The organism is Isoptericola sp. AK164 (genome assembly GCF_029643425.1).
In the GTDB taxonomy this organism is placed as follows: domain Bacteria; phylum Actinomycetota; class Actinomycetes; order Actinomycetales; family Cellulomonadaceae; genus Isoptericola; species Isoptericola haloaureus.
This window is the reverse complement of record NZ_CP119106.1, coordinates 267693-291584: the sequence shown is the minus strand read 5'-3', so window position 1 is coordinate 291584 and position 23892 is coordinate 267693. Positions and strand designations below refer to the sequence as shown.

Below are 23892 nucleotides of genomic sequence, written 5' to 3'. Positions count from 1 at the left end.
GGTCATGACCTCCGTCGGCTCCGGCCCTCGCTCGCTCACGACGGCGCGCCGGGCGGTGCTCGAGCGCCGCGTGCGCTGGATCGTCACGGCGACGATCGCCTACAACGTCGTCGAGGCGGTGGTCGCCCTCACGGCCGGCCGTCTCGCCTCGTCCGCGGCCCTGGTCGGGTTCGGGCTCGACTCCGTCGTCGAGGTGCTCTCCGCCGCCGCCGTGGCCTGGCAGTTCGCCGCTCCCGACCCGCACCGACGCGAACGGGTGGCGCTGCGCGTCATCGCCTTCTCGTTCTTCGGCCTGGCCGCGTTCGTCACCGTCGACGCCGTGCGCACCCTGCTCGGGGCCGCCGAGCCCGACCACTCCACCGTCGGCATCGTGCTCGCCGCCGTGAGCCTCGCCGTCATGCCGCTGCTGTCCTGGTTCGAGCGCCGCACCGGACGGGAGCTCGGCTCCGCCTCGGCGGTCTCCGACTCCAAGCAGACCCTGATCTGCACCTACCTGTCCGCCGTGCTGCTCGTCGGGCTGGTGCTCAACTCGACGCTCGGCTGGACCTGGGCCGACCCCCTCGCGGCGCTCGTCATCGCCGCCGTCGCGGTGCGCGAAGGACTCGAGGCGTGGCGCGGGGACGCCTGCTGCACCCCCGTCGCGGCGATGATCGGGGCCGAGATGTCCGAGGGGCCCGACGGCGGCACCTGCGGCTGCGGCGACGACTGCTGCTCGGCGGACCGCTGACCGCTACGACCAGAGCGAGTGGTAGGCGTTGAGCGCCGGCTGCCCGCCGAGGTGGGCGTAGAGGACCGTGGAGTCCCGCGGGACGTCGCCGCTGCCGACGAGGTCGATCAGCCCGGCGAGGGACTTCCCCTCGTAGACGGGGTCGGTGATCATCGCCTCCAGCTCGGCCCCGAGCCGCATGGCGTTCTCGGTGGACTCCACGGGGATGCCGTAGAGGTCGCCGGCCCAGCCGTCGAGGACCTGGATCTCGTCGTCCCGCAGGTCCCGGCCCAGCTCGATGAGCTCGGCGGTGTGCCGGGCGATCCGGCCGACCTGGTCGCGGGTCTTGTCGAGGGTGGCCGAGGCGTCGATCCCGAGCACGCGGCGGCGCACGCCGGTGAGCTCCTCGAGGGCGGCGAACCCGGCGATCATGCCCGCGTGGGTGGACCCGGTCACGGTGCACACCACGATCGTGTCGAAGAAGACGCCCTGCTCCTTCTCCTGCTGAGCGACCTCGAACGCCCAGTTCGCGAAGCCGAGACCGCCGAGACGGTGCTCGGAGGCGCCGGCGGGGATCGGGTACGGGGTGCCGCCGGCCTCCTCGACCTCGCGCAGCGCGGACTTCCAGGAGTCGCGGATGCCGATGTCGAACCCGGCGTCGTCGAGCCGGGAGTCGGCGCCCATCATGCGCGACAGCAGGATGTTGCCGACCTTGTCGTTGGTCGGGTCGTCCCACGGGACCCACTTCTCCTGCACCAGCCGGGCCTTCAGGCCCAGGTGGGCGGCGACGGCGGCGACCTGGCGGGTGTGGTTGGACTGGTACCCGCCGATGGACACGAGGGTGTCGGCGCCCGAGGCGAGCACGTCCGGCACGATGTACTCGAGCTTGCGGACCTTGTTGCCGCCGAACGCGAGACCGCTGTTGACGTCCTCGCGCTTGGCCCAGACCTGGGCGCCGCCGAGGTGCTGGGACAGCCGCTTCAGGTGCTGCAGGGGGCTCGGGCCGAAGGTGAGCGGGTAGCGGGGGAAGTCGTCGAGCGTCACGGTGTCTCCTCGGTGTCGGGTCGTACGGTCTCCGGCCGTCCGGGGACGGTGAGGCTGAGCCAGGTCTGCTCCGCCACGGCCGCGGCGCCGGCGGTGTCGCCCGCGGCGCACAGGGCGACGAGCCGGTCGTGGCGGGCCGCGGAGTCGCGGCCCTCGTGGGAGGCGAACCGCAGCCGCTCGGCGCGGTGCAGCACGGGTTCGTAGCGGGCGATCACGTCCCGGACGGCGGCGTTGCCGCAGACGTCGAGCGCGACGGCGTGGAACTCCTCGTCGGCGACCATCGCGGCGTCCGGGTCGCCGCTCCGCTGCGCCGCGGCGAACGCCGCGTTCGCGGCGCGCATGCGGTCCAGGTCGTCGGCGGTCATCCGGGGCACGGCCTGCTCGACGGCCACCCGGTGCATCGCCGCGACGACGGCCTGGGCGTCCCGCACGCTCGTCTCGTCCAGGGGTGCGACGACGGTCGACCGGCCGGGTACGGCCCGCACCAGCCCCGCCCGGGCGAGCTCGAGGAGCGCCTCGCGCACCGGTGTGCGGCTCACGCCGAGCCAGGCCGCGAGCTCGGCGTCCCGCAGCTGCTCGTCCGGCGCGAGCGTGCCGTCGACGATGGCGTCACGCAGCCGCGCGTAGACCTCGTCGCGCAGGAGCGGACGGTGCGGGAGCGTCTCGGCGGGAACCGGCATGCAATATATTGCATGCCACGAACGCGTCCGCGTCAAGCCTCTGCCGCGCGACGTGGTCACGACGGACTGGTCGACGGACTGGTCGACGGGCTGGTTCGACGGGCCGGTTCGACGGCCGCCGTCCGGCGCGCCCCGGTGCCGGACGAGGACCTCAGCGACGCGCGCGGCTCGCGCCGAACGGTCCGCCGAAGACGAACGAGATGCCCAGCACGTACCCGAAGTCGTACCAGTTGCCGCTGTTGTGGACCTCGTAGATCGACACGGTGTCCGTGAACAGCGACACGACGAAGGTGACCGGCAGGATCATCCCCTGCCAGAGCCCGTACCAGAACCCCGCCGGGTCCTCGGCGCCCGGCGGCGCGGTGTCGAGGCCGGGGTTCGGGCCCGCGGCGCAGGCGGCGACCACGGCGAGGACGACAACGGCGAGGACGGCGGCAGCGGCGCGGCGGACCGCGGGGCGCGAGGTCATGGCACCACTCATGGCACCGGGCGTCGGCACCCGCGCGGTGTTCGGCCACCACCGCGCGGGCCACCACCACGCGGGCCACCACCGCGCGGGCCACGGGCTAGCGGGGCGCGAGCGTCAGCTCCACGGGCTGGGGGCCCGGTTCCGCCGTCGTCCCGCAGCACGCTGCTCCGTCGCCGCCGTCGACACCGTCGCCACCGAGGTCGGTCGAGCAGACGCCGGTGGCGGGCAGCTCGAGCCGCACGGCGTCGGCGGCCGCCCGGTCCCCGGCGAGCGCGGCGGCGATCGAACGGACCTGCTCGTAGCCGGTCGCGAGCAGGAACGTGGGCGCGCGGCCGTAGGACTTCATGCCGGCGAGGTAGAAGCCGGCATCGGGGTGGCGGAGCACGGACTCCCCGTGCGGTTCGACGGTCCCGCAGGAGTGCAGGTTCGGGTCGATCAGGGGGGCCAGCCGGACGGGCGCCTCGACGACGGGGTCGAGGTCGAGCCGGACCTCGCGCAGCATGTCCAGGTCCGGACGGAACCCGGTGGCGCCGACGACCTGGTGCACCGCGAGGTCGAGCGGCCCGTCGACGCCGTCGCGACGACCGCTCCCCCGCACGTGCACGACGTCGCCGTCCGGTACGAGCTCGTCGACCGCGGCCCGGGTGACCAGCCCGAGGCGCCCCGCGTCGACCGCCTCGCGCAGCCGGCTGCCCAGGAGCCCGCGGGCGGGCAGCGCGTCGTCGGAGCCGCCGCCGAACAGGCGGCGGGCCGACCCGCCGCGGACGGCCCACGTGATGCGGGTGCCGGACGCCTGGCCGGCGAGGTCGACGAGCGCGAGCAGGGTGTTGGCGGCGGAGTGGCCCATCCCCACGACCAGGGTGTGGCGGCCGGCGAACCGGTCGCGCTCGGCACCCAGGACGTCGGGCAGCGGCCCGGTGAGGTGGGCCCCGGCGTCGGACTCCCCCACGGCGGGGATCCCGTGCGCGCCGACCGGGTTGGGACGCGTCCAGGTCCCCGAGGCGTCGACCACGGCACGGGCGAGCACGTCGTGGGTGCCGCCGTCGGACGTCCGGGTGCGCACGCGGTAGGCGCGCCGCTCGCGCCCGAGCGAGCGCGTGCGGTCGGCACCGTCGCGGACGACGGCGGTGACGCGGACGCCGTAGCGGATCCGGTCGCGCAGGGCGGGTGTGGCCGCGAGCGGCTCGAGGTAGTCGTGGACCAGGTCGGCGCCGGTCGGCAGCGCGTCCAGGTCCGGCACCTCCCACCCGCCGGCGCCGTCGAGCAGGCGCCGGGAGGCCGCGTCCAGGCAGTACCGCCACGGCGAGAACAGCCGGACGTGCCCCCACTGCGCGATCGTGGCCCCGGGGCCGTCGCCGGCCTCGAGGACGAGCGGGTCCAGGCCCCGCTCGAGCAGGTGCGCCGCGGCGGCGAGACCGGTCGGGCCGGCGCCGATCACCACCACCGGATGCTCCGTCGTCGTCCCCATGCCACGCCTCCAGATCGATGATCGTCTATGTGTTGCCGGGTCGACAACATATCCATACTTGTCGATACGTGGCAAGATGAGGCCATGACGACGACCGGAGCGCCCGCCCCCGAGGCCGCGCCGCCCGCGTGCTGCACCGCACCGGCCGCGGACGGGCTCGACGACGACCGCGCCGCGACGCTCGCCCGGGTCTTCAAGGCCCTCGGCGAGCCCGCGCGGGTCCGGCTGCTCTCCCTCGTGGCCGCCCAGGAGGGGCACGAGGCGTGCGTCTGCGACCTCACCGCACCGGTCGGGCTGAGCCAGCCGACCGTCAGCCACCACCTCAAGGTGCTCGTCGAGGCGGGGCTGCTCACCCGCCGCCAGCGCGGTCGGTGGGCCTACTACGCGCTTACCCCCGGTGCCCTCGACCAGGTGGCCGAGGACCTGCGCACGCTCTGAGCGGGCAGACCGGCAGCGTGGGCCCGGCGCGCTCCCCAGCGACGGACCGGACCCACGCCGTTCCTCCGTGACCGACCGGGCGGCCGGTCACGAGCTGTGGGCCACGCCGAGCCGGCGCGGGCGTGGTGCGCCCCCCTGCGACGCTCCAGGCACCGCACCGGCTCGGCCACGTGGCTTCGGGTCAGCCGGTCACGACGCCCGGGCGGAGCGTCCGACGACGCAGGGCCACCAGGGCGGCCCCCAGCGCGGCCAGCAGGCCGGCCAGACCGAGCAGACCGGTCTCGGCCCCCGTCTGCGGGAGCGTCCCGGTGCCGGAAGACGTCACCGTCGTGGCCGAACCGCCGGACGACGTGGACGACGAGGTCAGCACGCCCGAGGACCCGCCGGACCCGCCGGTCGTCATGCCATCCGTGGTGCCACCGGAGCCGTCGCCCGACCCGTCGGGACCGTTGCCCGACCCGTTGCTCGCGTCGGTGCCGTCCGAGCCGTCGGAACCATCAGTCCCGTCGGAGCCGTCGGTGCCGTCCGAGCCGTCGGTCCCGTCGGTGCCGTCAGTCCCGTCGGAACCATCAGTCCCGTCGGAGCCGTCGGAACCATCAGTCCCGTCCGACCCGTCGGTCCCGTCCGACCCGTCGTCCCCACCGTCGGAACCGTCGTCCCCACCGTCGGAACCGTCGCCGGCACCGTTCTCGACGATGTCGTCGACCAGGCCGTCCTCGTCGAGCACCGAGTCCACGACGCCGACGAGGTCACCCTCGAGCAGCTCCGTCACGGTCTCGTCGAGGTCGTTCCGGATCTCGTCGAGCAGTCCGTCGGTGACGCCCTCCTCGGGCTCGTCCGGCCCGACGATGTCGTCGACCAGGCCGTCCTCACCGGCGATCCCGTCCACGGTGCCCTCGACGAGGTCATCCGTCCCGAGCAGGTCGTCGACCGTGCCGGTGGAGTCCACGACGTCGGCGACGACCGTGTCGAGGCCACCGTCCTCCAGGGCGTCGTCCACGACACCGTCCTCGTCGAGGACCTCGCGGGCCACACCGTCGAGGTCGCCGTCGAGCAGCTCGTCGAGCGTGCCGTCGACGTTGTCGAGGGTCTCCTCGACGACTCGGTCGGTCACGCCCTCGGAGGGCTCGTCGGCACCGAGGACGTCGTCGACGACCCCGTCCTCGCCGAGCAGCCCATCGACCGTCTCCGAGACGGCCCCGTCGGCGCCCAGCGCACCGTCGACGTCCGTGACCACGGCGTCGACCTCGTCGAGAGCGGCGTCCACGCCGCCGTCCTCCAGCGCGTCGTCGACCACGCCCTCGTCGGCCACGACGTCGTCCACCACGGCGTCCACGTCGCCCTCCAGGGCGTCGTCCACGGTGTTCTCGACGTTGTCGAGGGTCTCCTCGACGACTCGGTCGGTCACGCCCTCGGAGGGCTCGTCGGCACCGAGGACGTCGTCGACGACCCCGTCCTCGCCGAGCAGCCCATCGACCGTCTCCGAGACGGCCCCGTCGGACCCCGTGGACCCGTCGGTGTCCTCGGCGGTCTCGGTGACCGTCCCGGCCACGTCCTCCACCGTCTCGGTGACCATCCCGGCCGTGCCGTCGGCGGCGGAGTCGGACCCGCCGTCCTCGATCACGTCGTCGACGATCCCGTCCTCACCGGCGACGTCCTCCACGACCGCCTCGACGTCACCGGCGGTGGCGTCCTCGACGGTCTGGCTGACGTCCTCGGCGACGGCGTCCACGACGTCGTCCGTCGTGGTCTCGGTGGGCTCGTCGGCACCCAGGACGTCGTCGACCGGCCCGTCCTCGCCGACGATGTCGTCGACGAGCTCCTCGACCGGCTCGGTGTCGACCTCGGGCAGGTCGATCGGGGTGTCGAGCGAGGCGTCGTTCGACTCCTCGGTGACCTCGGCCAGGTTGAGCTCGACCGAGGTGTCCTCGCCGATCTCGACGTCGACGACGTCGTCCTCGGCAGCGTGGGCCGTCCAGGCCCCGGCGACCAGCAGGCCGCCTGTGACGAGTGCTGACTGCAGCACTCGGCGCGCGTTCGTACGCATGACTGTCTCTCCTGTTCCTGACGTGGTGGGCGGGCGGCGGGAGCCACCCGCGGCGTGCCGCGCTCACGGGCGCGGCGAGGCCACGTCAGGCAGGAGAGACAGGGATCTCGGAGTGAGGGGTGGGGAGGTGGACGAAGGCGTCGACGGCGGGCACCAGGTAGGTGGTGGCGCCCGCGAGCGGCCGGCCGGCCAGCTGGGCCCCGGCGTCGCCGGCGCCCGACGCACCGCGGAGGCTGCTCGAGGAGCCGCCCGCCGCGCTCGTGCTGAGCTGCGGAGCCGACGCGGCCGGTCCGCCGGCCGCCGGGGCGGCGGTCGTCGAACGGACGGTCGCACCGGGGTGCTCGACGGCGACAGCCGGCGCCGGGACGACGGCGGCGAAGGCCGGCGTGGTCTCCGGGCGGGGCGCGACCTGCTGCGCGGCGCGGTCGGCGGCCGCCGCCACCGGCGCGGGCTCCGCCGACTCGAGAGCCGCCGGGGCGTCCTCGACGGCGGGTGGCGGACCGGCCGGCGCGGGGTCCGTCGGCGCGACGACGGCGGGCCCGTCGGTGACCGGTCCGGGCACCGAGCCGTCGCCCGTGGAGGGGTCCTCGTCCCGGCCGGGCAGCACGGTGTCGACCACGGGGTCAAGGGGGTCGAGCACAGGGTCCAGCGTGCCGACCACCGGATCCAGCACGCCGACCACGGGGTCCAGCGAGGACAGCACGGGATCGAGCGGCTCCAGGACGGGCTCCAGCACCGGGTCCACGACACCGGCGACGGGCTCGGTGACGTCGGTCAGCACGGGGCCGAGCGGGTCGAGGACGGGACCGAGGGGCTCCAGGACCGGGGACGCCGTGTCCGCGACGGTGCCGACGACCGACCCGACGGGGTCGAGCACCGGAGCGGCGGCGTCGGTGTCCGGCGCGAGGGCCTCCCCCACCGTGTCGGTCACCGGGGTGACCGTCTCGGTGACGGGGTCGAGCACCGGATCCGTGAGCGGCTCGGTCACACCGGTCACGACCTCACCCGCCAGATCGCCCACCGGGGAGGTGACGTCCTCGACGGGGTCGGTCACGCTCCCGACGACGTCACCGAGGACGCTCCCGCCGGTGTCCTCGGACGGCAGCGCGGCGGAGGACCCGGTCTCGGAGGACTCGGTCTCGGAAGAGCCAGCCGTGGAGGACTCCGCCTCCGGGGTGCTCTCGTCCTGCTCCGCGGCGGCGGGCTGCGTCGACGAGCCGCTCTGCTGCTCGTCGGAGGTCCCGGAGCTGCTCGTCCCGGCCGGCTCCTGCTCGGCGGGCGCCGAGGTCTCGGCCGGCTGGGGCTCCGGCTCGGGCTCGGGTGCAGGTTCCGGCTCAGGTGCGGGCTCGGGCTCGGGCTCAGGTGCAGGCTCCGGCTCGGGTGCGGGTTCGGGGGCCTCGACCGGCTGGGTCGCCTGCTCCACGGTCTTCTCGAGCGTGGTCGTCACCGGCTCCACGACGTCGTCGACGATCGTCCCGGTCGTGTCCGTGACGGTGGAGACGACCCCACCGAGCAGACCGCCGGAGCCGTCGTCGGACCCGGTGTCGTCGGCGGCAGCGGCCGTCGAGGTGAGGCAGAGGGTGGTGGTCACGGCGCCGACGGCGACCCCGAGGGCGCGCAGCGTCCAGCGGCGCAGGCACCGTGCCTGCGGGACGCTGTCCGCGCGCGTCATGCATTCCCCCTGCGTGTCGCACATCGGCCCTGCTCAGGGCTGTGACGTCACTCACTGTGCCGGGAGCAACCGACCTGTGCAACCCGGGCGGTGGGCGTGTCGGGAGATCAGCGCGTGATCACCGGGGCGCGCTCGGGCAGCCGGTCGAGCCGGTCGGCCGTGAGGATCGCGCACTCGGCCAGGTCCGCCGCGATCTGCGAGGACAGCCCCAGGTAGCTCGCGGGATCGATGAGCTCGCGCAGCTCGTCGGGGTCGAAGGCACCACCCACGAGCGGGTCCGCCTGCAGCAGCTCCAGGAACGGGCGGTCCTGCGTGGCCGCCGCCTGGGCGACCTCGAAGACGACGTCGTGAGCCTTCTGCCGACCGATCTTCTCGCCCAGCGCGAGCATCAGCGCCTCGGATCCGATCATGCCCTCGGACAGCTTGATGTTGGCCCGCATCCGGGCCGGGTCGAGCTCGAGACCGGCCATGATGACCTGCAGCCGGGCCAGCATGTCGCCCGCGAGCACCGCCGCGGACGCCGAGACGTCCTCGAGCAGCGCCGTCATCGCCCCGTTGGCCTCCTGGTCGTGCAGCATCGACTCCAGCGCCGGTGTCGCCAGGGCGCGCAGCTCGGCGGACATCGTCAGCAGGTCCAGGGCGAGCTGCGGGTTGCGCTTGTGCGGCATCGTCGAGGACCCGACGGTCCCGTCCGGGACCGGCTCGAACGCCTCGGCGAACTCCGGCTGCATCAGCGCGTAGACGTCCTTGCCGATCTTGCCGATCGTGCCCGCGAGCTGGGCGAGGACCAGGACGAGCTCGACGATGCCGTCGTTGACCGACCGGGACGGCACGCGCATCGGGTGCAGCGTCAGCCGCTGGGCGACGCCCGCCTCGATGACGCGCCCGGCGTCCCCGAAGGAGGCGAAGGTGCCGGCCGCTCCGCCCATGAGCACGCAGAACAGCCGGTCGTCCAGGCGTTCGAGCCGTTCGGTGTGCGACACGAGCTGGTCGATCCATACGGCCACCTTGAAGCCGAAGGTGACCGGCACCGCGTGCTGGGAGTGCGTGCGCCCCGCCATGGGCAGGTCGGCGGCTCCCTCGGCCAGCGCCGCGGCCGCGCGCAGCACGCCGCCGAGCTGACGCAGCAGCACGCGGTGCGCGTCGCGCAGCACCAGCACGTCGGCCGTCTGGGTGATGTTCTGCGTGGTGGCGCCCCAGTGCACCCAGCCGCCGTGCTTGGAGCCGACGGCGCGGGCGAACTCCTCGATGAGCGGCACCAGCGGGTGGCTGGCCTCGGCCGTCGCGGCGAGGACGCGCTTGATGTCCAGCTTCTCGATGCGGGCGGTGAGCGCGATCGCGCGCGCGGACTCCTTGGGGATGACCCCGGCGTCGGCCTCGGCGAGCGCCAGCGCGGCCTCGACGTCGAGCCGGGCCTGCCACCGGTTCTCCCGGGTGAACAGCGCGGCGATGCCGGGGTCGGGGACCCGACCCTCGGTGAAACGCCCGAACGGCGCGACGATCATGTCCAGCTCCCCTCGACGTGCGAGTCGATGGAGGCATTCTGCCCCGGTCATGTTTCGGGCAGGGCAACGTCGTGCGTCGCGGCAGGTCAGCAGGCTCTCAACGGCCCAGGAGCGCGGGCCGGTCCGGGTGGTCGAACCGGACGACGACGTCGGCCCGCCGCTCGGGCGCCGCCTCGCGCCGGTACCGGGTGTACGCGGCGAGCGTCCACGCCTCGTCCAGCGGGGTGCGACGCATCTCGGTGGCCGGGCGCAGCGCGAGGTGGACGGCGAGGTCGACGTCGAGCCCCCGGCCGAGGGCGAGCGACCCGTCGAGCACGACCACCGTGCCCGGCGCCGCCTCGACGTACGCCGCGCGCGTCGGGCGGTCGACGTCCGGGTCGCGCAGGGACGGCAGCCAGCGGCCGCGCCGCACGACGGAGGTCAGCACCTCCCGGTTGAGGCCGTCGACGTCGATCCAGTCGTCGAGCAGCGCGTCCGGGTCCCGCCGGCCCTGCTCGAGCCGCAGGGAGGCGGGGCGCCAGAAGTCCCGGACCCGGACCCGCGCCACGGGGCGCCCGGCGACCTGCAGCGGCGGGACCAGCGCGTCGGCGAGGCTCTCCGGGTGGGTGGACGGGTGGCCGTCGACGACGAGCCGTACCGGCCGGTCCGCGTCCTGGGACAGCACCCGGTCGACGACGTGGCTCACCACGCCGTCGACGGTCACCGGCTCCACCCGCACCCGCTCATGCTCACACACGCCACCAGATGCTCACCCAGCCTTCCGTTCCAGGTCCGGCAGTCCCGGTGGCGCCCCGCTGCTCGCCGCCCGCTCCGGCTCCTCCACCCGACCATCTGTCGGACAGAGACCCGGCTGATTGCCAGATAGGGGCATCGCAATTTGTTAGATAGATTGGCGGCCATCTGTTAGATTCCCGCCATGCGGTACCGCCGACGCATCATCGACGACGCCCTGGACGAGCTGTTCCCGCACCTGGCCGCCATCGCGCTCGAGGGCGCCAAAGGCGTGGGCAAGACCGCGACGGCGACACAACTGGCCAGCACCGTGATCAACCTCGCGGACGATCTCCAGCGGCAGACGGTCGCGGCCGACGTCGGCCAGGTCACGCGGGTGCCGCCCCCGGTCCTCGTCGACGAGTGGCAGCTCGAGCCGCCGGTCTGGGACCGGATCAAGCGCGCCGTCGACGACGACCTCACCGGCGGGCGATACCTCCTGGCGGGTTCGGCGGGCGTCGCGCCCGGAACCCGGATCCACTCCGGCGCCGGGCGCATCGTGTCCCTCACGATGCGCCCCCTGTCGTTCGCCGAACGAGCCGTCAGCACGCCGACCGTCTCACTACGCACCCTCCTGGACGGCCACCGCCCCGAGATCACCGGGACGTCGGAGGTCGGGCTGCCGCACTACGTCGACGAGATCCTCCGGTCCGGATTCCCCGGGATCCGACACCTCCCGGAGCCCGCCCGGCACGTCCAGCTCGACAGCTACCTGGCACGGATCGTCGAGCGCGAGCTCCCGGAGAACGGCATCCACGTCCGCCGCCCCGAGGCGCTGACCGGCTGGCTCGCCGCCTACGGTGCCGCCACAGCGACGGACGCCTCGTACAGCACGATTCTCGACGCGGCCACCACCGGCGACGGCGACAAACCCGCTCGCCAGACGGTCGACATCTACCGCGAGCACCTCTCGCGCCTGTTCATCCTCGACCCGGTACCCGCATGGCTCCCTCTGTTCGCCCCCCTCAAGCGCCTGACCAGGACGCCCAAGCACCACCTGGTGGACCCGGCACTCGCGGCACGACTCGTGGGCGTCACCCAGGACGGTCTGTTGCGTGGAGAAGGGGACCGCGTTGCGTCACGAGCCGACACCGGCACCTGGCTCGGAGCCTTGTTCGAGTCGCTCGTGGTCCAGAGCATCAAGGTCTACGCTGACGGCGCTCGAGCGACCGTCGGACACCTGCGCACCAAGGACACGAACCGCGAGATCGACATCATCGTCGAACGGCCGGACCGCAAGCTCGTCGCGATCGAGGTCAAGCTGGCAGGCAGCGTGAGCGACAAGGACGTCCGCCACCTGAACTGGTTGCACGACCAGCTCGGCGACCGCGTCCTCGAACGTGTCGTGGTGACCACGGGACCCTCTGCCTACCGCCGCAAGGACGGCGTCGCCGTCGTCCCGCTGGCGCTGCTCGCCCCGTAGCACTCCCGGCAGGCGCTCACCGGGCGTGCTCCACGCACCGCGTCGCCGCCGGCCGCGCCTCGAGCCGGCCCGCCGGGATGCCCCGCCCGCACACCTCGCACACGCCGTACGTCCCGGCCTCCACCCGACCGAGGGCGTCCCGCAGCGCGTCGCGCTCACGCTCCGCCTCGGCGAGCAGCGCGGCGGCCTGCTGGCGCTCCCAGGCGAGCGTGGCGCCCTCCGGGTCGTGCTCGTCGTCGACGTTCTCGCCCCGCACCGAGGCGACGATGCCGTCCACGACGGCCCGCTGCCGGCCGATGCGCTCCTCGGCCGCGGCCAGGCGGGCGCGCAACGTCCCGACCGGGTCCGGACCACCGCCGTCGGACATCTCAGAAGCCCCGGTAGGTCCACCGGCCGGCCACGAGCGTGCCGGCCACCGGGAGGTCGCGCAGCGACTCGGCGAGCGTCACCACACCGGTCCGGGTGCCGTCGTCGGACAGCGTGAGCGGGTCCAGCTCCAGCACGGCCAGGTCGGCGGGGTCTCCCGGCCGGACCCGCACCCCGCGGCCGTCGGTCGAGGCCGCGAGCGCCGTGGCCAGGTCGATGCGCTGCTCGGGGTGCCACGGGTCGCGGCCGTCGCGGGACCGGGTGACGGCCGAGGCGACGGCGAACCACGGGTCCAGCGGGGCGACCGGCGCGTCGGAGCCGAGGGTGAGCGGCACCCCGGCCGCGTGCAGGTCGGCCAGCCGGAAGGCGCGGTCGGTGCGGCCCGCCCACAGCTCGTCCGAGGCGTCACGATCGTCCATGGCGTGCTCGGGCTGCACGCTGGCGACGACGCCGAGCGCGGCGAACCTGGCGACGTCGTCGGGGTGCAGCAGCTGCGCGTGCTCCACGGAACCGCGGGCCCCGGAGGCCGCGAACGCATCCAGCGCCAGGGCGTTGGCGTGGTCGCCGATGGCGTGGATCGCGCAGCGCAGCCCGGCCTCGTGCGCGCGGGACATGAGCGGGACGAGATGGTCGGTCGCGACGTTGAGGATGCCGTGCGCGTCGGGCCCGGCGAACCCGACGTAGTCGTCGAAGCAGAAGGCGGTCAGCGTGTTGAGCGACCCGTCGGAGATCACCTTGAGCGGGCCCTGGGTGACGAGCTCCGCCGTCGGCCCGCCGTCCGGGACGAGGGCGTCGCCGTGGCGCAGCCCGGCCTCGAGGACGGCGTCGAGGTGCTGCTCCCACACGGCGGCACGCACCCGCAGCCGGTCCCAGCCGGCCGCGGCCCGGCGCCGCCAGGCGGTGAGGTTGTCGTCGACCTCGAAGTCGACCACCCCCACGACCCCGCGCTCGGCGGCGGCGCGGGCCGCGTCGGAGACGAGCTCGTCGGCGTCGGCGTCGGACACCGTGACGATCGCCGGCGACGCCGGCATCCACTCCTCCTCGCGCAGCAGCCCGGTGGGGTGGTGCGCGATGCCGAGGTAGCGCAGCCCGGCGGTCGAGGCCCAGGCGGAGTGCAGGTCGCCGGAGAGCAGGATGACGGGGATCTCGCCGGCGACGGCGTCCAGGACGTCGGAGGTGGGTTCGTCGTCCCAGGTGGCCCAGCGGAACCCGAAGCCGACGAAGGGGCGGCCGGGCGCCGGGTGCCGGCGGGCGTCGGTGAGCGCGGCGCCGACCAGGGCGGCGGCGTGCGCCGGGCCCGTGGCGGTCGAGACGTCGAGCCGGCGGCGCACCATCGCCCACTGCGTCAGGTGGGTGTGGGCGTCCCACAGCCCGGGGACCACCGTGCGACCGCCGGTGTCGACGCGTTCCGCGGCACCACGCCGGAGGCCGAGCGCGCCGGGCAGCGGAGCGCCCGTGGGCACGACGGCGGCGACCCGCCCGTCGGTGATCAGCACGTCCACGGGGCGGTCGGGATGCCCGGCCAGACGGGCGTTCGCGAGGTGCAGGACGGTCACGCGGACACCGTAATCGGTGCGGTCCCCGGCTCGCCCCGCCCGGACGCGGGGCGAGCGGGGCGCTAGCGTCGTGGCATGAGCGCACCGACGCCGTACCTCGCTCTCGCCGGCACCGCCCGGGAGGCGCTGACCTTCTACGCACAGGTCTTCGGAGGCAGCGCCCAGCTGCACACCTTCGCCGAGTTCGGCCGGACCGACGGGCCCGCGGACGCCATCGCCCACGGCTACCTCACGGACGGGCCGGTGGATCTCTTCGCCGCCGACGCGGCCGAGGGGGAGACGCCCCTGCACTGCGAGGGCATGATGCTGTCGCTCCTGGGAGCGGCCGCCCCCTCCACGCTGCGGGACTGGTTCGCCCGGCTGTCCGCGGGAGGTCGGGTCGTCGAGGACCTGCAGACCCGCCCGTGTGGAGCGTCGGACGGACAGGTCGTCGACCGGTTCGGCCTGCACTGGCTGATCGGGTTCGAGGGCGACGAGGACTGAGCCCCCTCTCGCCCAGGACGTCCTCCGGTCGGGCACCGGGCGACGTCCTGCGGGACAGGTGTGCCCCGACGAGCCCGTGTCGTCGCTCACAGTGGGAATGTCGCGGTCCCGGCGCGCTGTTCCGTCCGGTGCGTATCGCCACCATCGATGCCATCCATCAACATCTTCGATCATTTCGGGAGACCCCCATGCGACGCTCGTCCGCCCTCATCGCCACCGCCACGGCCACCCTGACCGCGCTGGCGCTCGCGGCGTGCGGCGCGGCCGACGACGGCGCGTCGGGCGGCAGCACCGACGCCGAGGGCTCCGGCGACCTGAACCTCGTGGCGGACGGCACGCTCACCGTCGCCACCGAGGGCACCTACCGGCCGTTCACGTTCCACGACGCCTCCGGCGAGCTCGTCGGGTACGACGTCGAGGTGGCCGAGGCCGTCGCCGAGGAGCTCGGTCTGGAGATCGAGTTCGCCGAGACCCAGTGGGACGCGATCTTCGCCGGGCTGGACGCCGGCCGGTTCGACACCATCGCCAACCAGGTGTCCATGACCCCGGAGCGCCTCGAGGACTACGCGTTCTCCCAGCCGTACACCGTCTCCCGCGGGGCCGTCGTCGTACCCGAGGGCGACACCTCGATCACGAGCTTCGACGACCTGGACGGCCTGACCGCCGCGCAGTCGCTGACCAGCAACTGGCGAGCGCTCGCCGAGGAGTCCGGCGCCGAGATCGAGGCCGTCGAGGGCTGGGCCCAGTCCGTCGAGCTGCTCGGCACCGGCCGCGTCGACGCCACGATCAACGACTCGCTGACCGTGCTCGACTACCGGGCCGAGAACCCGGACGCGCCGATCCAGATCGCCGCCGAGACCAAGGAGAGCTCCGAGATGGGGTTCGTCGTCACCCCGGAGCGGGCGGCGCTGGCCGAGGCGATCGACGGGGCGCTGGACACCCTGCGTGAGGACGGGACGCTCACGGAGCTGTCGGAGAAGTACTTCGGGGCCGACGTCACCAGCTGATGGACGTCCAGCTCTTCACCGACTCGTTCTGGCCGCTCGTCCTGGGTGGCCTGACCGGGACGATCCCGCTCGCGCTCTCCTCGTTCGCGATCGGGCTCGTCCTCGCCCTCGGCGTCGCGATGCTGCGCCTCTCGGCCCACCCGGTGCTCGCCTGGGTGGGCCGGGCGTACGTCTCGGCGATCCGCGGCACCCCGCTGCTCGTGCAGCTCTTCGTCATCTTCTACGGGCTGCCGTCGCTCGGGCTGACCATCGACCCGTGGCCGAGCGCCGTCGTCGCGTTCTCCCTCAACGTCGGCGGGTACGCCGCCGAGGTGATCCGCGCCGCGATCCTGTCGGTGCCGACCGGCCAGTGGGAGGCCGGCTACGTCGTCGGGATGTCCCGCCATCGGACGCTGCGGCGCATCATCCTGCCGCAGGCCGCCCGCGTGTCCGTGCCGCCGCTGTCGAACACGTTCATCTCCCTGGTCAAGGACACCTCGCTCGCGTCGCTGATCCTCGTGACCGAGCTGTTCCGCGAGGCCCAGGAGATCGCCGCGTTCACCAACGACTTCCTGCTGATCTACACCGAGGCGGCGATCGTGTACTGGATCTTCTGCACGGTGCTGTCGTTCGGGCAGTCCCGCCTCGAGAGGAAGCTGGAGCAGTATGTCTGAGGCCCCGCTGCTGACCGCCACCGGGCTCCACCTGTCCTTCGGCGAGAACCACGTGCTGCGCGGCATCGACCTCACGGTGCACCGTGGCGAGGTCGTCGCCCTCATCGGCCCCTCCGGGTCCGGCAAGACCACGCTGCTGCGCTCGCTCAACGGCCTGGCCACGCCCGACGCCGGGCGCATCGTGGTCGACGGCGGACCCGGCGAGCAGGTCGACCTGACCTTCGACGGCGGTCCCCGGCGCGCCTGGGGACGAGCGGGACGCCGTGCCCGCGCCCAGCGGGAGTCCCTGCGCGACCGGTCGGCGATGGTGTTCCAGCACCACCACCTGTTCCCGCACCTGACGGTGCTGCAGAACGTCGTCGAGGGACCGGTGCAGACACGTGGCGTACCCCGCACCGAGGCCGAGGACCGGGCGCTGGCCCTGCTGGACCGGGTGGGGCTCGCGGATAAGCGCGACGCCTACCCCCGCGAGCTGTCCGGCGGGCAGCAGCAACGCGTCGGCATCGTGCGGGCGCTCGCCCTGCAGCCCGACCTGCTGCTCTTCGACGAGCCGACCTCGTCGCTGGACCCGGAGCTCGTCGGCGAGGTGCTGACCGTGATGAAGGAGCTCGCCGAGGAGGGCTGGACGATGGTCATGGTCACCCACGAGCTGGAGTTCGCCCGAGCCGTCGCCGACGAGGTGCTGTTCCTCGACGACGGCGTCGTGGTCGAGCGCGGTGCGCCGGCGCAGATGTTCTCGGCACCGCGCCGGGGCCGGACCCGGGAGTTCCTGCACCGGATCCTGCACCCGCTCGACTGAGGCGGAGGTGCAGCGCAGGGTGGGGGCCGCAGCGCAGCACGGCACCCGCCCGCAGCGGAACCGCAGCCTCAGGCGAGGCCGGCACGACTGAGGCGTCGAGGCGGTGCGGATCCGCCACCAGTATGCTGCGAATCCACCACCATCGGACTGCGAATTCACCGCGCAGATGGTGCGGATCCACCAGATTGCGCGTACCGTGGCGCTGTGACCAGCACCATCGAACGCCATGTGCGGGGACGCGCCCTCGAAGGGTTGGACGACACCCGCGTCGTCGTCGTCCAGGGTGCGCGCCAGGTGGGCAAGACCACCCTCGTCCGGGACCTCGTCCGGGCCAGAGAGGGCCGACTGGTCACCCTGGACGATGAGCTCACGCGTCTCGCGGCACGATCCGACCCGACGACGTTCCTGCGGCAGAGCCCGGACCGCCTCCTCGCGATCGACGAGGTCCAGCGAGCCCCGGAACTCGTTCTCGCCCTCAAGGCCGCCGTCGACGAGGACCCTCGACCGGGAAGGTTCCTCCTGACCGGCTCTGCAGACCTCCTGCGGCTGCCCGCCGCCGAGGACAGCCTGGCCGGCCGGGCCGAGAGCATCGAGCTCCTCGGCTTCAGCCAGGGTGAGCTCACAGGCCATCGGGAGCGCTTCGTCGACCGACTCCTGTCCGGTGAGCTCTTCCTCGACCACGGCGGCGCACTGGAACGTCGCGACTACCTGGACCGTGCCGTCGCCGGCGCCTACCCCGAGGCCCTCGCCCGGACCACGGCTCGACGCCGGAACCAGTGGCTGGACAACTACCTGGCTCGCATCGTCGAACGGGACGCTCGGGACGTCTCCGCGATGCAGACGCTGGACCGGCTCCCGGACGTCCTGAGGATCCTGGCGGCACGCAACGCCGAAGAGCTCAACGTGAGCGGCCTGGCGAACGCCCTGAACATCCCGGCCACGACCCTGACCCGCCAGCTCGACCTGCTCGAGACCCTGTACCTCGTGCACCGCGTACCTGCCTGGTCGACCAATCTGTCCAAACGCGTCGTCGCACGCCCCAAGTCGATGCTCCTGGACTCCGGACTGGCAGCCCGCCTCATCAACGTCACGACGGACGGCCTCGCGCCGGGTGCCCACGGGAACGTGGCGGGGCATCTCCTCGAAGCGTTCGTGTCGGCCGAGATCCGTCGGCACCAGGGGTGGGCGGACGAGTCGTTCCGCATCAGCCACTATCGCGACCGGGCCGGCGGTGAGGTCGACCTCATCCTCGAGACGGGCGACGGCCGTGTCGCCGGGCTCGAGATCAAGGCCACCGCACGCGTCACAGGTGGTGACTCACGATGGCTCACGCGGCTGCGGGATCACCTGGGGAAGCGATTCGTCGCCGGCATCGTGCTCCACACCGGCCCGACGAGCGCCCCGCTGGGTGACCGCCTCGCCGCCGTTCCGCTCGACGTCCTCTGGCGAACCTAAGCCGCTCCCCCACTCGACCCCCCTCCCGCCGCCCGGATTGCCGAGATCGGCGATCGGGGCGACGGGGACTCCTCTGGCAGACTCGCGCCCATGGCGGACGTGACGGTGGTCGGGGCAGGGGTCATGGGGCTGACCTGCGCGGTCCGGCTCCTCGAGGCCGGGCACCGGGTCGAGGTGCTCGCCCGCGACCTGCCGCAGGACACCACCTCCGCGGTCTCGGCCGCCCTCTGGTACCCGTACCTCGCTTTCCCGCAGGACCGGGTCACCGCCTGGTCGGCCCGCTCGTTCACCGCCTTCGCGGACCTCGCCGCGACGGATCCCGGGTCCGGCGTCCGGATGCGTGCCGGCACCGAGGTCTTCACCGAGCGACCGGCCGAACCGTGGTGGCGCGACGCCGTGCCGGAGCTCGCGCGCACGGCCGACGTGCCGCCGTCGTACACCGACGGCTGGACCTTCACCGCCCCCGTGATCGACATGCCCGTCTACCTGGGCTGGCTCGCAGCACGCGTGGCGGCGCGGGGCGGCACGATCGCTCGGCGCGACCTGACCGCGCTGCCCGACGGCGACGTCGTGGTCCACACGTCCGGGCTGGGGGCGCGCGACCTGGTCGGCGACGACACCGTCCACCCCGTGCGCGGGCAGGTCGTGGTGCTCGAGCAGTGGGGGCTGGACCGCTGGTGGCTCGACGCCGCCGGGCCGACCTACGTGGTGCCGCGCCTGCGCGAGGTGGTCGTCGGCGGCACCGACGACGACGGCGCCTGGGACCGCGAGCCCTCGCCGACGACGGCGGCGGACATCCTCGAGCGCGCCGCCCGGCTCGTGCCCGCCGTGCGGGAGGCCCGGGTGCTGCGGCACGTCGTCGGGCTGCGTCCTGCGCGTCCGCAGGTGCGGGTCGAGCGCGAAGGCCGGGTGGTGCACTGCTACGGGCACGGCGGCGCGGGTCTCACCCTGAGCTGGGGCTGCGCCGACGAGGTACGAACGCTGGTGGACACGGCGGTCACCGCATGACGCGCCTCGTCCTCCTGCCCGGCCGGGACACCGGTGGCCTGGATCCGGAACGGCTCGAAGCCGAGTGGCTCGCCGCGCTGAACACCGGCCTCGCCCGCGCGGGCTCGCCGCTGCGCCTCGCCGACGCCGACGCCACGTTCGTGTTCTACGGCGACGCGCTCGACGCCGTCGTCGGCGGCGACGAACCACCGCCGATCACCACCCACGGCCTGCCGGGGATGAGCGAGGACGCCGCACGGTTCGCGCTCGGCGTGGCGCGGGAGGTGCTCGCGACCACCGGGACTATGACGGCGGCACCCGCCGTCACCCCCGCCGCGCTGGCGGGTGGCTCGCTCTGGGCTGCGCTGTCCGCGGCGCTCGCCGCGATCGACCGCTGGGTTCCCGGACTCAGCAGCGCCGTGCTGCTCCTGTTCGTCCGGGACGTGTACGTCTACCTGACCGACGCCGAGGCACGCGCCACGATCGACGCCGGTGTGGCCGCGGCGATCGCCGGTGACGGGCCGGCCGTCGTCGTCGCCCACTCGTTGGGGTCGGTCATCGCCTACGACGTGCTGCGGTCCACCACCCCGGGGCTGGACGACGTGCCCCTGCTGGTCACGCTCGGCTCGCCGCTGGCGATCACGGCGGTCCGCGACGCGGTCGAGGCGGTCGCTCCCCTGACCTGGCCGCCACCCGTGCAGCGCTGGGTGGCGCTGCGGGATCCCCGCGACCTGCTCACGCTGCGCGACCTGGACGCCGACGGGTTCCCGCTGCCCGGCCCGCTGACCATCGAGAACGCGCACGTGGACAACCCGGTGCCGGGTCACCACGCCGCAGCGACGGTGCTGGAAGGAGTACCGGCGGGCTACGCGGCGGTCGTCGAGGTCGGCAGGCTGCTCGACGAGGCGCTGGGCCCCTGCTGACGTCGCGGCGAGTCAGGCATCGGCGGCTGACACCTGACCCGCCGCTACGTCGTGCGGTCCTGCCAGCCCGGCAGCAGCCGCTCGAGGGCGTCGACGAGGTCGATGGAGTCGCCGTCCTTGCCGCCGGCGCCGAGCACCAGCGGCGGACGCTTCGGCTCCGGACGCAGGCCGCGGACCCGGTCGAGCAGGGTCAGCGGGGCGGTGAGCACGTAGAAGGCGCCGTCGGTCGCGACGGCGGCCGTCCTGTCGGCGCGCAGGTACCAGCCGTGCAGCGGCGTCCGGGCGGTCCCGCGCCCGCCGTAGCCCTTGACCTGGAGTGCCTCGGCCGGCAGGTCCGCGGCGCGGGCCGCCTCGACGAACCGCGCGAGGAGCTCCTCGGCCTGCCGGTGCTCGGCGTCCTGCCGCGCGGCGAGCCGCGCCGCGTGCTCGTGGGCGGCCTCGGTGCGTTGTCGGGCCCAGTCGTCGCTCACCCGGCCAGTGTCCCACCGGCCAGACCTGACCGGCGTCACAGCCGCGGCCGGCTCCGTCAGAGCTCGCGCTCGGCGTAGGCCAGCAGCGCGTCGCGCACGAACGTCGCCCCGTCCACGCCGCCGTAGTTCGCGGCGAACCGCTCGTCGGCGACGTACATCTCGGCCAGCCCGACGACGTACTCCTTCGGCGGGCGCCCGACGTCGGACCCGGGCGTCCCCGGGATCGACCCCAGCCACTCGGCGTGCCGCGCGGCGAGCACCTGCGCCTCGTCGGACGTCGGGTCGACGCCGCGCCCGGCCGCGTCGGTCCACGCCCGGCCCAGGGCCTCCGTCTTCTCGCGGAAGTCGGCCTGCCCGTCCACGCCCAGCCCGCGCCACCAGGCGTCGGACTCGGCGTAGGTGTCGGCGCCCCAGCGCTCGGTCACCTCGTCGCGGTACCGCGTGTGGTCGAACCCGTCCAGCATCTCCTCGGCCACGATGGGCCTCCTCTCGGTCAGTGCGGTGAGCGTGCGTTCCACCGAGGCGATCTGCCGGTCGATCCGGCGGCGCTCGTCGTGCAGCACGTCGAGATGCCGCCGCAGCGCGGCGGTCTCGTCGGTCTGGGCGTCCAGGACGTCGGCGATCTCGGCCAACGGCAGCCCGAGCTCGCGCAGCAGCAGGATGCGCTGCAGCCGGCGGATCGCTCCGTCGTCGTAGTGGCGCAGCCCGCCGTGCCCCGTGCCCGACGGCGGCAGCAGGCCGATGCGGTCGTAGTGCCGCAGGGTGCGGCTCGAGACGCCCGCGAGGCGGGCGACGTCCTGGATGGAACGGCTCATGGGCTCGACGGTAGAGGTTGACGCTACGTCAAGCGCAAGGGGTTCAGTCGCTCTCGGGAGCGGACCCGGACCCGTGCTCGGACCACGACCCGGACTCGGCGTCCGACGGTTCCGGGACGAGACGCTCGCCGGGCGGCGCCGTGGCGTTCCACTCCTTGGCCGCCGCCCAGGCGACGGCGGTGAGGGGGACGGCCAGCAGCGCGCCGACGATCCCGGCGAGGACCGTGCCCGCCGTCAGGGCCGACAGCACGACCAGCGGGTGCAGCGACAGCACCTTGCCCATGACCACGGGGGCCAGCAGGTCACCCTCGAGCTGGTTCACCGCGATGACGATCGCGACGACGATCAGGGCCGCGATCGGGCCGTTGGTCACCAGGGCCACCAGTGCGGCCAGGACGCCTGCGAGCACGGCGCCGATCAGGGGGATGAACGCGCCGAGGAACACCACCGCGGCCAGCGGCAGCGCGAGCGGGACGCCGACGATCATCAGGCCGGCCCCGATGAAGACGGCGTCGACGGCCGCGACGATCGCCGTGCCGCGCAGGTACCCGCCGAGCACCTCGACCGAGCGCTCCCCGACCTGGAGCGCCCGCCGCCGGGTCGCCGCGCGCAGCGGCGTGATGAGGAAGGTGAACATCCGCCGCCCGTCCTTGAGCAGGAAGAACAGCACGACGACGCCGAGCAGCAGTCCGGCGACCGCCTCCACGGCGGCGGTCGCGCCACGGATCGCCCCGGACTGCACCTGGTCGCTGGACAGCGCGTCCATGGCCGACTGCCGCACGGACTCGATCTGGTCCGGGCTGATCCCCAGCGGGCCGTCGGTGACGAACCGCTCGAGCTCCTCGATCCCGCGACCGGCCTCGTCGACGAGGCGCGGCCACTCGTCCTGGAAGGCCAGGGTCACCAGCCACACCACCAGCGCCAGCAGGATCAGCCCGGTCAGGAGCGTGGTCCACGTCGCGAGGAGGGCCGGCCACCCCAGCCGGCGCAGGATGCCGACCAGCGGGGCCAGGGCCGCGGCCACGACCATCGCGATGAGCACGGGGATCACCAGCAGCGACAGCCGGGTCAGGGCGAAGACCACGCACGTGGCCAGCGCGAGCAGCAGGAGCACCTGCGCGGCGCGGACCGCCGGGCGCCCGAGCCGGTCGTTCCACAGGGCCGCGGCCGTGCGCGGCGGCGAGGAGTTGTCCATCGATCCACGGTCGCACCGGACCCGCCGACCCGCCGTGCCGACGTCTTCCCGTCACCGCACCCGGTCGCGGTACGCCGTCGGGGACTGTCCGTGCACCCGGGAGAACTGCCGCGAGAAGTACAGCGGGTCCGCGTACCCCACGGCCTGCCCGACGGCGGAGACGGGCAGCGCGGTCGCGTCCAACAGCTCGCGGGCGCGGGCCATGCGCAGGTCGGTCTGGTAGCGCAGCGGCGAGGTGCCGACGCGGGCCCGGAACGCGGCCCCGAGCTGGGACGTGCTGAGGCCGACGAGCGCCGCGAGCGCCGCCACCGACGTGCGTCGCGGCGTCGTGGCCCGCAGGTGCGCCAGGGCGCGCTCGACGGGGTCGGGGGCGGGTCCAGGCGGGCGCCGGCCGGCGGCGACCACCTGGGCCAGGGCGTGCCAGGCGCAGCCGGCCGCCTGCACCAGGCCGCCGGCGGTGGCGGTGTCCAGGGCGTCGACGGCCTGCCCGACGAGGCTGGCCACGGGGGCGGGGTCGCGCAGGTGGACGACGGGGCCGCCGACGAGGTCGCGGGCGGCGGCGACGAGCTCGTCGGCGTCCGGTCCGACGGCGTGCAGCCACCACAGGGACCAGGGGTCGTCGGCCGCGGCACCGTACTCGTGCGCCACCCGCGCGGGCAGCAGCACGACGTCGCCGCGCCCGACGGCGGAACGTCCATCCGGGGTGCGGCACCAGCCGGCCCCGCCGGTACACACGAGCAGGACGTGCTCGGCGGCGCCGCCGGGCCGGGTGCGGGCGTGCCGTGCGGCGTGCGGGAACACGCCGGCGTCGGTCACGAGCAGACGGTCGGTGACCGGTCGTGCGCGGGCCGCGCGCACCGCGGGCCGGGGGACGACGACCATCCGCTGCCCCGCGAACCCCTCGCGCAGCGCCTCGGCCCCCGACGCCGTCGTTTCGTCCATGCGTGCCATGGAATCGCC

The 23892-nt window shown here is 74.1% G+C and carries 24 protein-coding genes; 10 read left to right on the top strand and 14 right to left on the bottom strand.

Translation table 11 applies throughout. The annotated features are described in order from the left end of the window. Positions 1-4: 4 nt before the first annotated feature. A complete protein-coding gene (locus PO879_RS01300) occupies positions 5-727 on the top strand; it encodes a cation transporter (protein ID WP_278236146.1) in 723 nt (240 codons plus the stop codon). A gap of 3 nt (positions 728-730) precedes the next feature. Here the strand turns inward: PO879_RS01300 and PO879_RS01295 are convergent, their stop codons facing one another. From PO879_RS01295 to PO879_RS01280, 4 genes are all read right to left on the bottom strand, one after another. Then, positions 731-1750 carry a 1-aminocyclopropane-1-carboxylate deaminase gene (locus PO879_RS01295; protein WP_278236145.1) on the bottom strand — a complete coding sequence of 340 codons (1020 nt, stop codon included), beginning with the start codon at positions 1748-1750 and terminating at the stop codon, positions 731-733. Further along, complete coding sequence (locus PO879_RS01290) at positions 1747-2430, bottom strand: GntR family transcriptional regulator (RefSeq protein ID WP_278236144.1); 684 nt, start codon at positions 2428-2430, stop codon at positions 1747-1749. Before PO879_RS01290 ends, PO879_RS01295 begins: the two co-directional genes overlap by 4 nt. Positions 2431-2581: 151 nt before the next feature. Next, positions 2582-2899, bottom strand: coding sequence for a hypothetical protein (locus PO879_RS01285; RefSeq protein WP_278236143.1), 318 nt, complete (start codon positions 2897-2899; stop codon positions 2582-2584). A gap of 97 nt (positions 2900-2996) precedes the next feature. Beyond that, complete coding sequence (locus tag PO879_RS01280) at positions 2997-4367, bottom strand: FAD-dependent oxidoreductase (protein ID WP_278236142.1); 1371 nt, start codon at positions 4365-4367, stop codon at positions 2997-2999. 84 nt (positions 4368-4451) lie between these two features. On the opposite strand from PO879_RS01280, the gene PO879_RS01275 reads away from it, so the two are divergent. Continuing rightward, entirely contained in the window at positions 4452-4805 is a 354-nt protein-coding gene (locus tag PO879_RS01275) for a metalloregulator ArsR/SmtB family transcription factor (protein ID WP_278236141.1), read from the top strand. 181 nt (positions 4806-4986) lie between these two features. Here PO879_RS01275 and PO879_RS01270 read toward each other — a convergent pair whose 3' ends face one another. The 4 genes from PO879_RS01270 to PO879_RS01255 all read right to left on the bottom strand — a co-directional run bounded on the left by PO879_RS01270 (position 4987) and on the right by PO879_RS01255 (position 10765). After that, the gene (locus PO879_RS01270) at positions 4987-6852 is read right to left on the bottom strand and encodes an LPXTG cell wall anchor domain-containing protein (RefSeq protein WP_278236140.1); all 1866 of its coding nucleotides are present in this window, start codon (positions 6850-6852) and stop codon (positions 4987-4989) included. Positions 6853-6937: 85 nt separating this feature from the next. Then, positions 6938-8524, bottom strand: a complete 1587-nt coding sequence (locus tag PO879_RS01265; protein WP_278236139.1) for a hypothetical protein — start codon at positions 8522-8524, stop codon at positions 6938-6940. Positions 8525-8631: 107 nt separating this feature from the next. After that, a complete protein-coding gene (locus PO879_RS01260) occupies positions 8632-10029 on the bottom strand; it encodes an adenylosuccinate lyase family protein (RefSeq protein ID WP_278236138.1) in 1398 nt (465 codons plus the stop codon). A gap of 97 nt (positions 10030-10126) precedes the next feature. After that, complete coding sequence (locus tag PO879_RS01255) at positions 10127-10765, bottom strand: uridine kinase (RefSeq protein ID WP_278236137.1); 639 nt, start codon at positions 10763-10765, stop codon at positions 10127-10129. 180 nt (positions 10766-10945) lie between these two features. Here PO879_RS01255 and PO879_RS01250 point away from each other — a divergent pair, with 180 nt between their 5' ends. Beyond that, complete coding sequence (locus tag PO879_RS01250) at positions 10946-12223, top strand: DUF4143 domain-containing protein (RefSeq protein WP_278236136.1); 1278 nt, start codon at positions 10946-10948, stop codon at positions 12221-12223. 16 nt (positions 12224-12239) lie between these two features. On the opposite strand, the gene PO879_RS01245 is transcribed toward PO879_RS01250, so the two are convergent. Continuing rightward, positions 12240-12590, bottom strand: coding sequence for a TraR/DksA C4-type zinc finger protein (locus PO879_RS01245; RefSeq protein ID WP_278236135.1), 351 nt, complete (start codon positions 12588-12590; stop codon positions 12240-12242). Between the two features lies 1 nt (position 12591). Further along, on the bottom strand, positions 12592-14145 hold the full coding sequence (locus PO879_RS01240) for an amidohydrolase (protein ID WP_278236134.1): 1554 nt from the start codon (positions 14143-14145) through the stop codon (positions 12592-12594). Between the two features lie 75 nt (positions 14146-14220). Here PO879_RS01240 and PO879_RS01235 point away from each other — a divergent pair, with 75 nt between their 5' ends. The 7 genes from PO879_RS01235 (at position 14221) to PO879_RS01205 (ending at position 20452) form a co-directional block, all read left to right on the top strand. Then, complete coding sequence (locus PO879_RS01235; RefSeq protein ID WP_278236133.1) at positions 14221-14628, top strand: VOC family protein; 408 nt, start codon at positions 14221-14223, stop codon at positions 14626-14628. A gap of 188 nt (positions 14629-14816) precedes the next feature. Next, positions 14817-15635, top strand: a complete 819-nt coding sequence (locus PO879_RS01230; protein WP_278236132.1) for a transporter substrate-binding domain-containing protein — start codon at positions 14817-14819, stop codon at positions 15633-15635. Then, complete coding sequence (locus PO879_RS01225) at positions 15635-16288, top strand: amino acid ABC transporter permease (RefSeq protein WP_278236131.1); 654 nt, start codon at positions 15635-15637, stop codon at positions 16286-16288. The genes PO879_RS01230 and PO879_RS01225 overlap by 1 nt, the downstream gene beginning before the upstream one ends. Further along, on the top strand, positions 16281-17087 hold the full coding sequence (locus PO879_RS01220; protein ID WP_278236130.1) for an amino acid ABC transporter ATP-binding protein: 807 nt from the start codon (positions 16281-16283) through the stop codon (positions 17085-17087). Before PO879_RS01225 ends, PO879_RS01220 begins: the two co-directional genes overlap by 8 nt. Before the next feature lie 204 nt (positions 17088-17291). Further along, the gene (locus PO879_RS01215; protein WP_278236129.1) at positions 17292-18542 is read left to right on the top strand and encodes an ATP-binding protein; all 1251 of its coding nucleotides are present in this window, start codon (positions 17292-17294) and stop codon (positions 18540-18542) included. Positions 18543-18632: 90 nt separating this feature from the next. Continuing rightward, positions 18633-19550, top strand: coding sequence for an FAD-dependent oxidoreductase (locus tag PO879_RS01210; protein WP_278236128.1), 918 nt, complete (start codon positions 18633-18635; stop codon positions 19548-19550). Continuing rightward, positions 19547-20452 carry a hypothetical protein gene (locus tag PO879_RS01205; RefSeq protein ID WP_278236127.1) on the top strand — a complete coding sequence of 302 codons (906 nt, stop codon included), beginning with the start codon at positions 19547-19549 and terminating at the stop codon, positions 20450-20452. The genes PO879_RS01210 and PO879_RS01205 overlap by 4 nt, the downstream gene beginning before the upstream one ends. A 44-nt stretch (positions 20453-20496) precedes the next feature. On the opposite strand, the gene PO879_RS01200 is transcribed toward PO879_RS01205, so the two are convergent. From PO879_RS01200 to PO879_RS01185, 4 genes are read right to left on the bottom strand one after another with little or no spacing between them, the layout of a single operon-like run. Beyond that, entirely contained in the window at positions 20497-20922 is a 426-nt protein-coding gene (locus PO879_RS01200; protein WP_278236126.1) for a hypothetical protein, read from the bottom strand. Positions 20923-20978: 56 nt separating this feature from the next. Further along, the gene (locus PO879_RS01195) at positions 20979-21737 is read right to left on the bottom strand and encodes a TipAS antibiotic-recognition domain-containing protein (protein WP_278236125.1); all 759 of its coding nucleotides are present in this window, start codon (positions 21735-21737) and stop codon (positions 20979-20981) included. Positions 21738-21780: 43 nt separating this feature from the next. Further along, positions 21781-22932: an AI-2E family transporter gene (locus PO879_RS01190; RefSeq protein ID WP_278236124.1), complete on the bottom strand. Its 1152-nt coding sequence runs from the start codon at positions 22930-22932 to the stop codon at positions 21781-21783. A gap of 51 nt (positions 22933-22983) precedes the next feature. Next, a complete protein-coding gene (locus PO879_RS01185) occupies positions 22984-23874 on the bottom strand; it encodes an AraC family transcriptional regulator (protein ID WP_278236123.1) in 891 nt (296 codons plus the stop codon). Positions 23875-23892 lie beyond the last annotated feature (18 nt).

Excerpts from the sequence above, each read along its gene's own strand:
- PO879_RS01300 (WP_278236146.1), top strand. The coding sequence starts at position 5 with ATGACCTCCGTCGGCTCCGGCCCTCGCTCGCTCACGACGGCGCGCCGG.
- PO879_RS01290 (WP_278236144.1), bottom strand. The coding sequence starts at position 2,430 with ATGCCGGTTCCCGCCGAGACGCTCCCGCACCGTCCGCTCCTGCGCGAC.
- PO879_RS01285 (WP_278236143.1), bottom strand. The coding sequence starts at position 2,899 with ATGACCTCGCGCCCCGCGGTCCGCCGCGCCGCTGCCGCCGTCCTCGCC.
- PO879_RS01280 (WP_278236142.1), bottom strand. The coding sequence starts at position 4,367 with ATGGGGACGACGACGGAGCATCCGGTGGTGGTGATCGGCGCCGGCCCG.
- PO879_RS01275 (WP_278236141.1), top strand. The coding sequence starts at position 4,452 with ATGACGACGACCGGAGCGCCCGCCCCCGAGGCCGCGCCGCCCGCGTGC.
- PO879_RS01270 (WP_278236140.1), bottom strand. The coding sequence starts at position 6,852 with ATGCGTACGAACGCGCGCCGAGTGCTGCAGTCAGCACTCGTCACAGGC.
- PO879_RS01265 (WP_278236139.1), bottom strand. The coding sequence starts at position 8,524 with ATGACGCGCGCGGACAGCGTCCCGCAGGCACGGTGCCTGCGCCGCTGG.
- PO879_RS01260 (WP_278236138.1), bottom strand. The coding sequence starts at position 10,029 with ATGATCGTCGCGCCGTTCGGGCGTTTCACCGAGGGTCGGGTCCCCGAC.
- PO879_RS01250 (WP_278236136.1), top strand. The coding sequence starts at position 10,946 with ATGCGGTACCGCCGACGCATCATCGACGACGCCCTGGACGAGCTGTTC.
- PO879_RS01245 (WP_278236135.1), bottom strand. The coding sequence starts at position 12,590 with ATGTCCGACGGCGGTGGTCCGGACCCGGTCGGGACGTTGCGCGCCCGC.
- PO879_RS01235 (WP_278236133.1), top strand. The coding sequence starts at position 14,221 with ATGAGCGCACCGACGCCGTACCTCGCTCTCGCCGGCACCGCCCGGGAG.
- PO879_RS01230 (WP_278236132.1), top strand. The coding sequence starts at position 14,817 with ATGCGACGCTCGTCCGCCCTCATCGCCACCGCCACGGCCACCCTGACC.
- PO879_RS01225 (WP_278236131.1), top strand. The coding sequence starts at position 15,635 with ATGGACGTCCAGCTCTTCACCGACTCGTTCTGGCCGCTCGTCCTGGGT.
- PO879_RS01220 (WP_278236130.1), top strand. The coding sequence starts at position 16,281 with ATGTCTGAGGCCCCGCTGCTGACCGCCACCGGGCTCCACCTGTCCTTC.
- PO879_RS01210 (WP_278236128.1), top strand. The coding sequence starts at position 18,633 with ATGGCGGACGTGACGGTGGTCGGGGCAGGGGTCATGGGGCTGACCTGC.
- PO879_RS01205 (WP_278236127.1), top strand. The coding sequence starts at position 19,547 with ATGACGCGCCTCGTCCTCCTGCCCGGCCGGGACACCGGTGGCCTGGAT.
- PO879_RS01195 (WP_278236125.1), bottom strand. The coding sequence starts at position 21,737 with ATGAGCCGTTCCATCCAGGACGTCGCCCGCCTCGCGGGCGTCTCGAGC.
- PO879_RS01190 (WP_278236124.1), bottom strand. The coding sequence starts at position 22,932 with ATGGACAACTCCTCGCCGCCGCGCACGGCCGCGGCCCTGTGGAACGAC.
- PO879_RS01185 (WP_278236123.1), bottom strand. The coding sequence starts at position 23,874 with ATGGACGAAACGACGGCGTCGGGGGCCGAGGCGCTGCGCGAGGGGTTC.